Annotated in this window: 8 protein-coding genes; 6 read left to right on the top strand and 2 right to left on the bottom strand. The window is 69.4% G+C overall.

Annotated elements, in window-relative coordinates; translation table 11 throughout:
* Window positions 1-23: 23 nt before the first annotated feature.
* On the bottom strand, window positions 24-896 hold the full coding sequence (locus ACFY2X_RS37515) for an SIS domain-containing protein (RefSeq protein ID WP_389947837.1): 873 nt from the start codon (window positions 894-896) through the stop codon (window positions 24-26).
* A gap of 103 nt (window positions 897-999) precedes the next feature.
* Between ACFY2X_RS37515 and ACFY2X_RS37510 the strand changes: the two genes are divergently transcribed.
* Window positions 1,000-1,770 (top strand): DeoR/GlpR family DNA-binding transcription regulator, encoded by a 771-nt coding sequence (locus ACFY2X_RS37510; RefSeq protein ID WP_389947836.1) that lies wholly within the window; start codon window positions 1,000-1,002, stop codon window positions 1,768-1,770.
* 135 nt (window positions 1,771-1,905) lie between these two features.
* On the opposite strand, the gene ACFY2X_RS37505 is transcribed toward ACFY2X_RS37510, so the two are convergent.
* A complete protein-coding gene (locus ACFY2X_RS37505; protein WP_389947835.1) occupies window positions 1,906-2,373 on the bottom strand; it encodes a MarR family winged helix-turn-helix transcriptional regulator in 468 nt (155 codons plus the stop codon).
* Window positions 2,374-2,616: 243 nt separating this feature from the next.
* Between ACFY2X_RS37505 and ACFY2X_RS37500 the strand changes: the two genes are divergently transcribed.
* The 5 genes from ACFY2X_RS37500 (at window position 2,617) to ACFY2X_RS37480 (ending at window position 12,405) form a co-directional block, all read left to right on the top strand.
* On the top strand, window positions 2,617-4,365 hold the full coding sequence (locus ACFY2X_RS37500; protein WP_389947834.1) for a glycerol-3-phosphate dehydrogenase/oxidase: 1,749 nt from the start codon (window positions 2,617-2,619) through the stop codon (window positions 4,363-4,365).
* A gap of 309 nt (window positions 4,366-4,674) precedes the next feature.
* Window positions 4,675-6,231: a glycosyltransferase family 2 protein gene (locus tag ACFY2X_RS37495; RefSeq protein ID WP_389947833.1), complete on the top strand. Its 1,557-nt coding sequence runs from the start codon at window positions 4,675-4,677 to the stop codon at window positions 6,229-6,231.
* Between the two features lie 600 nt (window positions 6,232-6,831).
* Entirely contained in the window at window positions 6,832-8,592 is a 1,761-nt protein-coding gene (locus ACFY2X_RS37490) for a glycosyltransferase (protein ID WP_389947832.1), read from the top strand.
* Window positions 8,567-10,258 (top strand): glycosyltransferase, encoded by a 1,692-nt coding sequence (locus ACFY2X_RS37485; protein WP_389947831.1) that lies wholly within the window; start codon window positions 8,567-8,569, stop codon window positions 10,256-10,258. The genes ACFY2X_RS37490 and ACFY2X_RS37485 overlap by 26 nt, the downstream gene beginning before the upstream one ends.
* A 305-nt stretch (window positions 10,259-10,563) precedes the next feature.
* Window positions 10,564-12,405 (top strand): arabinofuranosyltransferase, encoded by a 1,842-nt coding sequence (locus ACFY2X_RS37480; protein WP_389947830.1) that lies wholly within the window; start codon window positions 10,564-10,566, stop codon window positions 12,403-12,405.
* Window positions 12,406-12,546: the final 141 nt, after the last annotated feature.

Genomic DNA, 12,546 nt, shown 5'->3' with positions numbered 1-12,546 from the left:
CGGTTTCCGGGAGGACCGGATTGTCAGGAGGAGAGGATCACGGACCTGGTGAGGTGGAGTGGTTCGTCCGGGTTGAGCCCCTGGGCGTGCGCCCGGGCCACGGCCACCCGCTGGACCTTGATGAGCTCGGCCATGGGGTCGAGGGCGCTTTCCACGAGCGATCCACCGGTCGGCTCGATCTCGCCGCGCATTCCCTCGGGGGCCCGGCCGAGCATCCAGGTGATCCGGTTCGGCCCGGCGATGCTGATCGGGCCGTGCCGGTATTCCATCGCCGGGTAGGACTCGGTCCAGGCCCGGCAGGCCTCGCGCATCTTCAGCCCGGCCTCCAGGGCCAGGCCGTACGACCAGCCGCTGCCCAGGAACGTGAACTGCTCGGCGGTCATCAGCTCGGCGGGAAGCGGGGCGGCGACCGCCCGTTCGGCGTCGGCGATCGCGGCGGTCAGGTCCTCGCCGAGGTGGGAGCGGAGCAGGGCGAGCTGGGTGGTGGCGAACCGGGTCTGCACGACCGACCTCTCGTCGGCGAAGTCGAGCACCACCACCTGGTCGGCGAGCGTCATGACCGGGGTGTTCGGGTCCGCGGTGATCGCGGTGGTCTTCGTGCGGGTGCTCCTGAGCAGCTCCAGCACCTCTGTGGTGGTGCCCGACCGGGTCAGCGCGAGCACGCGGTCGTAGGAGCGGCCGGCCGGGAACTCGGACGCCGCGAACGCGTCGGTCTCGCCGTGCCCGGCACGCTCGCGGAGCACCGCGTAGGCCTGGGCGATGAACCAGGAGGTGCCGCAACCGACGACGGCCACGCGTTCACCCCGCAGGGGGAGCGCGTCGATGGGCACCTCGCTGACGGCGCGGCGCCAGCAGTCGGGCTGGGACGCGATCTCGGCCTCGGTGTGCGTGGTCACGACATGCCTCCAAACTTGATTCGTTTATGAGTGATTAATACCAGAAATGAGCAGGTTTGTGCAGAGGTGGGCTTCGATCCTTTCCTGTGCCACGCTGTTCACCGTGAGTCGATATGAGCGTTGGAACGCGATCCTCGAACTGCTCTCACAGGAAGGGCGCCTGTCGGTGGAGCAGGCGGCAGAGGCGCTCGTCGTCTCCACGGCCACCATCCGTCGCGACTTCGACCAACTCGCCCAGCAGCAGATGCTCATGCGCACGCGCGGGGGCGCCGTCGCCCAAAGTGTCAGCTACGATCTGCCGCTGCGCTACAAGACGGCGCGTCACGCGGGGGAGAAGCAGCGGATCGCCGAGGCCGCCGCCGAGCTGGTGGCGCCGGGGGCGATCGTCGGCATGAACGGTGGCACGACCACCTCGGAGGTGGCGCGGGCCCTGGCCCTCCGGGCGGACCCGGAGACCGGCTTCACCATCGTTACCAACGCGCTGAACATCGCCGCGGAGCTGACCGTGCGCCAGCACGTGAAGATCGTGCTGACCGGCGGTGTGGCCAGGCCGCAGTCGTACGAGCTGATCGGCCCGCTGTCGTCGGGGGTGCTGGAGCAGGTCACGCTCGACATCGCATTCCTCGGAGTCGACGGGATCGACGTCGAGGCGGGTGCGTCGGCCCACCACGAGGGCGAGGCGAGCGTCAACAACCTGCTGATCAGCCGGGCCGCCCAGGTCGTCGTGGTCGCCGACGCCTCCAAGATCGGCCGCCGGGCCTTCGCCCGGATCTGCCCGCTCGGCGCCATCGGCACACTGATCACCGACGAGAGCCTGCCCGACGAGGCCGCCGACCGCTTCACCGACGCGGGCGTCAAGGTCATCCGCGCCTGACGTGGGGAAGCCTGGACCGGTGCTCAGGACCCGGATGGCCTCCGGCGGGTCCCGAGCACCGGTGGTCAGCGACCGGCCTCCATCGGTGCACCGGGAATCTCGCGCGACCCTCGGTGCCCGATCTTCGGGGCTCCGTTACGAGGAGCCGTTCTGCCTGCCGCGGATCTCCGCGGTGGACTCCCGGTAGGCCTCCGCCGCGCGGGTGAAGTAGTCGAAGAGCGTTTTGAGCTGTTCGGGGGAGTAGCCGCCGAGCACCGCGGCGATCTTCTGCCTGGCCGGATCCACCACCTCGTCCATCCCTTCGGGTCTCCCGGCCGGCTCGATGATCACTTTTCGCCGGTCGGCCGGGTCGGGCACCCGGCGCACGTGTCCGCGGCGTTCCAGGCGGTCGATCAGCCGGGTGGTCGCGCCCGTGGTCAGGCCGGTGCGCTCGGCGAGCTCGCCCGACGTCAGGGACCCGGCCATGTCCAGCGTGCTGAGCGCGTACAGGTCCGTGGCGTTGAGCCCGGAGGCGTCCGCGGTGGCGAGACCGTGCAGAACGACCGCGGTGACGTAGCGCCGGTAGATCTCTCCGGCGTCCGGTCGCATATCGGCTGTTGACATCCTCCGCCCCTTCTCATTTATCTTCTGCATAAAGACAGATAAATCGCTAATGCAGAAGCTGTGTCAGGAAAGCTATCACGGGGGCTGCGGGGACGCGTTCCGCTCACGATGAGGCGGCCGAGGGGTGATGCCGGCCGTACAGCGGGAATGTTCCGGCACTCATCGCCCGCCAGCAGTGATATTCAGCCCATCCGGGTAGATATCCCACGCAAGGCGACAACCTGGGGCTCAGGGGGATTCAGCATGACGGCGCGAATGGGCACGGCACGGCTCGGTCCTGCCGAGCGGGCCGCCGCACTGAAACAGATGGGTGAGCAGGAACTCGACGTGGTGGTGATCGGCGGCGGAGTCGTCGGCGCCGGGGTCGCGCTGGACGCGGCGACCCGGGGGTTGACCGTCGGTCTGCTGGAGGCGCGCGACTTCGCCTCGGGCACCTCCTCCAGATCGTCGAAGTTGATCCACGGTGGGCTGCGCTATCTGGAGCAGCTCAACTTCAACCTGGTCAAAGAGGCGCTTCAGGAACGGTCCCTGCTGCTGCAGCGGATCGCTCCGCACCTGGTCCGGCCGGTGCCTTTCCTGTTCCCGCTCACGCACCTGGGATGGGAGCGGCCGTACGTCGGGGCGGGCCTCGTGCTGTACGACACGCTGGGCATCTCCCTGGGGTACCCCCGCGGTGTGCCCGGACACCGGCACCTGTCGCGCAGGAGGGCGCTGAAGCTCGTCCCTTCGCTGCGGCGGAAAGCGCTCACCGGCGCCGTGCAGTACTGGGACGCCCAGGTGGACGATGCCCGCTACGTGACCACCATGTTGCGGACCGCTTCCGCCTACGGCGCGCACATCGCGTCACGGACGCAGGCGGTGGATTTTCTGCGGGAGGGAGAGCGGGTCACCGGGGTCCGGGTGCGCGACCTGGAGTCCGGGGCCGAGTTCGACGTGCGGGCCCAGCAGGTGGTCAACGCCACCGGGGTGTGGACCGACGACATCCAGGAACTCGTCGGCGGGCGGGGGCAGATCCACGTCCGCGCGTCCAAGGGGATCCACCTGGTCGTCCCGCGCGACCGGATCCACTCGCAGACCGGGATCATCCTGCGCACCGAGAAGTCGGTGCTGTTCGTGATCCCCTGGGGGCGTCACTGGATCATCGGGACCACCGACACCCCCTGGAACCTGGACCGGGCCCACCCGGCGGCGTCCCGCTCGGACATCGACTACGTGCTGGAGCACGTGAACGCGGTGCTCTCGGTGCCGCTCACCCGTGACGACGTCGAGGGCGTCTACGCCGGGCTGCGGCCGCTGCTGTCCGGGGAGTCGGAGGAGACCTCCAAGCTCTCCCGCGAGCACGTGGTGACCCATCCGGTGCCGGGGCTGGTCATCGTGGCCGGAGGGAAGTACACGACATATCGGGTCATGGCGCAGGACGCGGTGGACGCGGTGGCGCACGGGCTGGACTGGCGGGTCCCGCCGTCGTGCACGGACCGGATCCCGCTGGTCGGAGCGGAGGGCTACCAGGCGCTGTGGAACTCCCGGCATCGGCTGGCGGAGTCGTCCGGCCTGCATGTGGCGCGGATCGAGCACCTGCTGCGACGGTACGGGTCGATGGTCGACGAAATCCTCTCGCTGATCGACGAGGATCCGTCACTGGGCCGCCCGCTGAACGGGGCGGACGACTATCTCCGGGCGGAGATCGTCTACGCGGCCACCCATGAGGGTGCCCGCCATCTGGACGACGTGCTGGCCCGGCGCACGCGCATCTCGATCGAGACCTTCCATCGGGGAGTGGGCGTGGCCCAGGAAACGGCCGAACTGCTCGCCGGCCCGCTGAGGTGGGACGACGAGCAGATCAAGCGCGAGGTGGAGTACTACACGAAGCGCGTCGAGGCCGAACGCCTCTCCCAGGAGCAGGACACCGACCAGGAGGCCGACGCGATCCGTCTCGGCGCTCCCGAGATCGTTCCCGCCGCGCACCCGAACCCGAACTCGAACCGCGTGTAGGCGGGCGCCGCCCCGGGGCGTCCTGCCGGGCCGGGGATGTTCCACCGTTTCACCGGGCCGGGGACGAGCGTGAAAAATCCAGGATCGGCCGACTTTATTTAACTTTATTCAACGGCACATTTCAGTCGCCGTCTTCGGTGACGGCGAAGCATCCGCGATGGCGCGGGCGGCCGTCGGCGAGCCTCCTCGATGATTAAAGAATGCGCCAGTGGGAGTTTCGGAAATGGTCGCCGACAACGGGAGGCGGGCAGACTCGATCACGCCGGCTTTTACGCAGGTTCCACCTGCTCTCAGTGTTCGGAGGCGACGGTGACCGCTGGTCCCGACATCAGTGTCGTGGTGCCTGTCTACAACACCGCCAAATGGCTGGGTGAGGCGTTGCACTCCATCGACCGGCAGGGGTGCCGTTCGCGGGCTGAGGTGATTCTGATCGATGACGGCGCCACGGATGAATCGCCCCGGATCGCGAGGGAGTACGCGAGCAGGACGCCGGGCGCGTGCTACGCCCGCCAGGATCACGCGGGACCCGGCGCGGCGCGGAACCACGGGCTGCGACTGGCCACGGGGCGTTACGTCGCCTTCCTCGACTCCGACGACCTGTATGTGGAAGGAGGGCTGGACACCCTGCTCCGGCTGGCCGTGAGCAAGGACGTCGACATCGTCGTCGGCGACATCCAGGGGATGCCGCCTCGCCCCAGCCCCGTCTGGCGCCGGGAGCTCCTCATGGGGGAGCGCCTGATCACCTCGCTGGGAGACGCCCCCGACCTGGTGGGAAATCCCTCGGCCTGCAACAAGGTTTTCCGCAGGGGCTTCCTGACGGACACCGGGGCGCGGTTCGTCGAGGGAACCGCCTTCGAGGACGTTCTTTTCACGGTGCCGCTGCTGACCCGCGCCCGGCGCATCATGCTCTGGCCGCACGTGGTCTACCTCTACCGGACGAGGAACGACGGCTCCTCGATCATGGATTCCCGCGACCAGCCCACGAAGATCATGCAGCATCTGACCGTGGTCGAACGTCTCGCGGCGGAGACCGCCCAGTGCGACGAGGCGGTGCGGAACGCCATAACGCGATGGATCGTCTACATGCAACTGCGCTACGCGCGCCAGGCCTCCCGGATCCTCGGGGAGCGCGACTTCACGGAGTTCTGCGCGCGAATGCGGGCGCTGTTCGAGACGGTCCGGCCCGAGACGGCCGCCGAGTTCGTCGGCACCCTGGGAGCCGGGATCCAGGCGATGGCCGTCTGCGAAGGAGAGGAGACGCTCATCCGGCGGCCGGTGCACTCCGGGGCTCTGCGCGTGCTCGGAAAGAGGATCTACGCCGATCATCCGCGGCTCGGCCGTTATCGCGACCTGCTGCAGGTCCGGCCGTTCTCGATGACGGTCAAGGGGGTGGGGCGCGCGAAGCGCGACAAGCTCGTCGTGCGGGGGAGCGGGTCGGCTCCCGGCTGGGCGCCTCCAGCCGGAGAGATCTGCCACGACATCCTTCTTGAGGCGGGGGAGGCGCTGCTCCGCAGCCCGGTCACGATCACCAAGAGCGCCAAGGGCCGCTTCGAGTGGTCCTGTGCCCTCCCGGTGGGGCTGCCCCTGGGCGTGACCGTCCTGCGAATGGTCGTGCGAGACAGGACGGGCACGGAGACATCCGTACCGCTCGAAAGCGCCGGCGCGGCTCCGATCCCGGTGGGCGGGCGCCGGTGGCTGAGCCTTTCCGGGGAGGACGAGCAGCCGTATCTCACGGTCGCCGGTGGCCTTGCCACGCATGTGACGAACGACGTGGCCCGCATGCTGCGGGCGGCACGGCGCGGAGGCGCCCGGAAGCTTCGCCGCCTGCGGACCGCGCTGAAGGCCAGGCCGGGGGTCCCGGCATGAGGCCGGCCTTCCGGCCGGCCGTGTTCATGGGGAAGCCGGCACCAGGAGTGGAAACAGCCCATTAGGCCCACAAAGGGCCGGCGGATTCCCCGGTATCACCACTCCGATGCGCAAGTGCCTGGATCGGGCTTTGCAAAGTTGAAGTCAAGCGGAGGTCGCCGGCACGCGTGGCCGCTAGGTTTTCAACCGTACGCTGTCCTGCTTTCCCTTTTCTCCCGCCCGTTGTTCCGGGCGGAGTGCGGCCTTCCTTTATCGCACAGCAAGAAAGGGAAAGGCGATGACCGGTCCCCGGAGATCGTTCATGTCGCCACACAGTAAAGAAAGGCCAGACGCATTCATCAGGAGTCGTGCGTGAATCGTGAACCGGCTGCGCCCCCCGCCGCCCTCGGTTGTCATATCGGATTCGAGGGGCGTGCGAGCCTGCTGGCGCGATTTTGTGAGGGAATCGACGCGCCGTGGGTGGACATGGATGCCGTCCCCACGGATCATCCGATCGCGACGGAGAACCTGAAGGACTTTTTCTTCCTGGCGAGGACGCCCACGGACGTGAGGCGCGCGGTGCCGTTCGGGGGGCTCCTGCCGGAGGCGTGCAGGCTAACGATGATCATTGCGGAGTTCCCCCGCTGGCGCTCGGCACCCATGCTGCCCGTGGACGGCGCCAAGTTCTGGCGGACCCTGCTGGATGTTCGCATCCGCCGCGAGGAGCGGAAGACCTCCCGTCACAGCCCCGCGTCCGGCCGCTTCTGGCGGGTCGAGGCGAGTTTCGGCAAGCCCGCACCTGCCGGAGACGTTCTCAGGGCTCTCTCCCGTGGTCTGGCCGGTCGTTCGCGAGAAACACTGCACACCCCGGTGGTCTCCCTTTCGGGCGCGGGCTCCTGCCAGTGGCGACCCGGAGACCCCAATGTCACGGTGGCGCCCCTGGCGGGTCCCGCTCCGGCAAGGGTGGACGCGACAGGAGGCGATCTGTCTCTTCGGGCGGCGGGTGCCACCGCGCCCCGCTGGCAGGCGAGCGGTATGCCCCTGATCGACCGGGCCGAACCCGGCGGCCGTGCCACCGGCTCCGATCGGCTTCCCGGCAGAGGCCGGCCCGATCCGCACCTGTCTCCCGACGACCTTCCTCCGATCGACGAGCGGTCGGTCTGCCCCGTCGGATTCGTCCCGGCGCCGGACGGATCCATGGGGGAACTGGTGGATCGGTCCGGAGCGTATGAGGTGGTGCAGGGCGACGACGTCATCGCGCGCGTCCCGCTGTCCGGATCCGTCACGGAAGTGGACGTCGCCCGTTTGCGCAGGCTCACCGGTGTTGCCGTGGATCTTCGCGGGGACTGGACCGCGCCGATGGGGGTCGCCCGTGCCATCTGCGGCCTCGCGGTCGCGGGCGTCCCCGTCGCCGCCGAGCCTGGACCGGCGTGGAGCGGCCTGCTGGGAGCCGAGCCGGCGGCGTTGCTGACCGCCTGCGGGGCGGCGGACCTGTCCGACGGTCTCGTCCGGGAGCAACTGAGCATCCGGCTGCGACGCTCCGCGCTGGCCCTGCACGGTGTCGCCGGGAGATGGCGGAGGCTGGCGATCGCCAACGGCCTCAGACCGCCGGACGCGCCGACGATCTCGGTGCTGCTGTGCACGCGGCGACCTGACATGGTGCGGTTCGCGCTGGACCAGGTGAGCCGGCAGCGAGGGGCGGAGGCGGAGCTGATCCTGACACTGCACGGGTTCTCCGCGGCACAACCGGATGTGTCCGACGCCATAGCCGCGTACAAGGGCGAGATCACCGTGGTCGAGGCGGACTCGCGCACGGTGTTCGGGGATGCCCTCAACCGGGCCGCGCGGCTCGCCTCCGGCACCTATCTGGCGAAAATGGATGACGACGACTGGTACGGTCCCGACCACCTGTCCGACCTGCTGCTCGCGCACCACTATTCAAGCGCGGACGTCGTGGGTTCCGCCCCCGAGTTCGTCTATCTGGAACGAATCGGCGTCACCGTCCTTCGCAATCTGGTGACGGAGGCCTACACCCATACCGTGGCCGGCGGCACCATGCTGATGACCCGCGGCCTGTTCGATGACGTGGGAGGCTTCCGCCCGATCCCGCGGACCGTGGACGGCCAGCTGCTGGAGGCGGTCTCCGCGGCCGGAGGCCGGATCTACCGCACGCACGGCTTCAACTACATTCTCCGGCGCCGCGAGGCCGTGGGCCACACATGGCAGGAGCCGATAAACACTTTCCTCCGAGCGTTTCAGCGACAGTGGCGAGGGCTCTACGCGAACCCGTTGATGGAAATGGAAGAGCTCTCCTCGCACGGGGAGCGCGGCGAAGCACAGGTAAAGGACGGTGATGATGAAAGCGTCGGTCGTGCGCGTTGATCCGGTGAGAAGGCCTCAGCCGTTGATCCGGCTGAACGACTTCGGTTGCGTCTCTCCTCCAGAACTGGGCGCCTGGACCCCCAACCGGACCGTGAGCGTCGTCATCCCCGCGTTCCAATGCGGGGAGACCCTCTCGCTGACGCTCGCGAGCCTGGCCGCGCAGAGCTACCCGGCTCACCTGCTGGAGGTCGTCGTCGTCGACGATGGGAGCCGGCCCGCGCTCAGGCTTCCCGAGATCACCCCGGAGCGGACACGGATCGTCTCCAGTCGTCCGGGTGGCTGGGGACGTGCCTGGGCCTGCCAGTCCGGTGCCGACGTGGCGGAAGGCGAGGTGATCCACTGGCTCGACGCCGACATGATCGTCTTCCGCGAGCACCTGGAAGCGCAGATGCGCTGGCACCACCTGGCCGACTACATCGCGACGCTGGGACGGCTCAAGATGGTGCCGTCCTGGGACGGGAGTCTCAGCCCCGCGGAAGTGCACGCCGCGGTGACCGCGGGCACGGCGGAGGAGCTGTTCGACGCCGGAGCGGGTGCCGCCGACACCTGGAGCAGGGACTACATAACGCGGACCAGAGATCTCCGGGAAGCGGGCCTCAACGCGTTCCGGGTCCATGTCGGCGCGAGCGCGTCCGTCCCCGCGGCGCTGCTGAAGAACGCCGGAGGGCTGGACACGTCCCTGGTGCTGGCGGAGGACACCGAGCTCGGTTACCGCCTGGCGCAGGCGGGCGCGGTCTTCGTGGCCGAAGGGGAATCCCGGAGCTGGCATCTCGGACCGTCCACGGTGATGCGCCGGGAAAACGAGGTCAAGCGGCACAACTGGGTTTTCCTCGCCAACCGGATCCCGAGCTACCGATCGCTCAGGAGGAATTCGGTCAGGCAGTGGGAGGTTCCCTACGTCGAAGTCGTGGTGCCGGCCGGCGACGCGCCGTACGAACAGATCCGTTCCACTGTTGACGGGTTCCTGCGCGGCTCCGTGTCGGACATCAGGGTGACCGTCGTGGGGCCGTGGTCGCTCCTGTCCAGCGGTCGCCGATCTCCGCTGGACGACCCCGGCATCGACCTGCGACTCATAAAGGAACTCTATTCGCACGACAGCCGGGTCGACCTGGTGGAGACCGTCGAGAAGACGCCTTTCCCCGTCCCCTTCAGGTTCACGTGCCCGCCGGGGTGGGTGCCCAGAGCCACCTGCCTGCAACGGCTCACGAAACGTGCGGACGAGGCCGGGTACGGACTGATCTCGCTGGCGCTGGCGGAGGGCGACGGGCTGATCGCGGCCCGGCTTGAGCGGACCGCCGCGTTCAACCGCGCGCGGATGCTCGAAGGGGATCGCCATCTCGACGACGTCGTGGAGGCCACCTTCGGCACGCAGTGGCTGGACGGGAAGACGTGGGGCCTCGACCCGATGGAGGAGCAGCTCGATCGCCTCGTGAAAACGGAGCGATGGAAGAAGAAGGCACTCCGGCGCAAGAAGAAGGCACTGCGGTGGAGACGGAGGGCGAGGCGGCTGCAGGGCCAGCTCGACCGCACGCCGATGCGACGTCTTCGCAGAGCCATCGGAAGGCGGGCGCTCGGAAGGCGGGTGCTCAGGAAGGGGCTCCTCCTGGTCGGAGTGACCCGGAACCGGCGCCGGAGCCGGAACCGGCGCCGGCGGTCTCGTTCGTGAGCGGGAAGGGCACCGCGACGGCACTCCGCCTGACGACGATGGGAATCGGCGCCCGGCCACCGCGCTCCGTGACACCTTCCCGTTGACTCCGGGTCAAGAAACGGCCAATCGAGATCACGATGATTACCATACGTAACAGTGAGACTTCCCGGCGTCGCATCCTTGGGGTCACGGCCGGGAAGTTCCTGGAGGATGCGAGGGCGGGGGACCGGGGGAGCGTCGGCGGAGCTCCGAGCGGTCCGCCCCCTCGCGGCCGTGAGGCGTCCCGCCGGCGGCCCTTCCTCACACTTCACCGGAGCCCGTCGGTGGTTTCAGTGGCGGTGTGGGCTCTGGGCACCGCGCTCGTCCTGGCCGTGACGGCCTGGGCCAGGCCCGACCCCTCCACCGTCCGGGGTTCGCTGTCGCCGGTCGCCGTGCTCGGTGTCCTGACGGCGGCGCTCCTTCCCCTGGCCGTGTGGCTTTCCCGAACCGCCCGGCTTTCCCAGACCCCCGCGCTTTCCCGGACCGCCCGGCTTCCCCAGACCGTGCGGCGGGGAGGCGACGTCCTGGCGGGAGCGGTCTGCGGGCTGTTCGCGGCCTTCCTGGCGCTCGTGCTGCGGACGGCGCTGAGCGGCACGCCCTTCGGGTTCGCCGGCCTCCTCGGCGACGCGGGCCGGATCACGGCCGCCGCGACGAGATACTCGGAGAACCTGTGGAGCGGGGACGCCTTCGCCGACGGGGTGCCCGCCGAATATCCGCCGCTGTACCCATGGCTCATCGGAAGGGCGTCCGCGCTCACCGGGGTGCCCGCGTGGCGGCTGATGGGAGAGGCCGAGGTGCTGACGCTCTCGGCCGCGGTCGTCGCCGCGTTCGTGCTCTGGTGCCGGCTGGTCAGGCCGCCGATCGCGCTCGCCGCCGCGGCGGGCGGGGTGACGGCCTTCGGGTATCCCGAGAAGGCGTTCGAGGTGCTGGCCGTACTGGTGATCATCCCGTGGGCGCTGCTGACGTTCGGATCGCCGCCGCGTGGCCGCCTGCCCTGGCAGGTCTCGGGTCTCGTCGGCGGGCTGATGGTGCTGACGTACCAGGGCTTCCTGATCTACGGGTCGATCGGGCTCATGGCACTCATGGTGATCACGTGGCGGCGAGAGCCCGACCGCCGCGGCTATGTCATCCACCTTCTCCGCGCGATCTCGCTCGCCGCCGCCATCGCCTCGTGGTACGTGGTGCCCTATCTCGTCGCCCTGTCACGCCAGGGAGGGCAGGCGGTGGCGGACCTCTACGTCTCCCCGTCGATGACGGAGACTCCGCTGCCCTTCCTCGACCCCACGCCGCTCGGTGCGCTTGAGCTGGCGGGAGTGGCCGGCGCGCTGTGGTTCCTGCGGTCCAGGTGGTGGGCGCAGCCGCTGCTCTGCCTGGTGGCCGGGGCCTACCTCTATCGCGTGATCATGATGACGCGGTTCGTGCTCGACGGGCACACGGGCTTCTTCCACTACACCACCAGGCTGGTGGAGCCGGTGCTCGTCGCCGCCGGAGTCCTGACCGCCGCCGCGCTCGCCCGCGGGCCGGGACGGCTGCCGCGAGGGGTGGGGGCCGTCTCGCTGGCCGTACTGCTGGTGTGGGCGGGCCTGGACCACTGGCACACGCTGCTGTCGCAGAATGTGACCCCGGGATCGTCGAAGGGGACGTTCACGAACGCGTCGACGGCGCGGGCGCATCAGGAGCCGCTGCCCGGCGGCGGCCGTACGCACCCGTCGGATGTCAGGTGGTTTCCGATGACGTCCGTCAGGAAGCACGTCGAGGCCGTCATGGGAGAAACGGCGCGGCCACGGACGCTGTCCTACAGCGAACGCCTGTTCGCCTATGTGCCCTGGCGTGGCTTCATGTCCGTCGACCGCACCTCCGCCAACACGCTTTCCCGCTGGGACGACCGGCACGCCGAACTCGCCCGGCTGGCGCTGACCGCCGATCCCGCCACGTTCGCGAAGGCGTCGGCCGCGACCAGGTTCGGCGGCATCGAGGTGTTCGTGCTGCGCCGTGCCGCCGGGGACGCGACGAAGTGGCTCTGGCGCGATGTGGCGTTCCGCTCCTCGCAGTTCGCACCCGAGTGGTTCACGACCGTGACCGACCTGCCCAGCCGGACCGTCCTCGCGATCCGCAAGTCGTCCTGAGGTCCTGCCCCGCGACGGCGGGCCCGGTGACGGCGGGCCCGCGTGACGGCGGGCCCGCGTGACGGCGAAGGCGCCCGGCCCCGTACGGCTCCCGCCGCGAGGGCGCGAGCTGTACGGGGCCGGGCGGCCGGTGTGGGAAAG

Origin of the sequence: Streptosporangium sp. NPDC000396 (genome assembly GCF_042898655.1) — a bacterium.
Taxonomy (GTDB): Bacteria; Actinomycetota; Actinomycetes; order Streptosporangiales; family Streptosporangiaceae; genus Streptosporangium.
The sequence above is the reverse complement of the archived record's forward strand: the minus strand, read 5'-3'. Positions and strand labels throughout refer to the sequence as shown.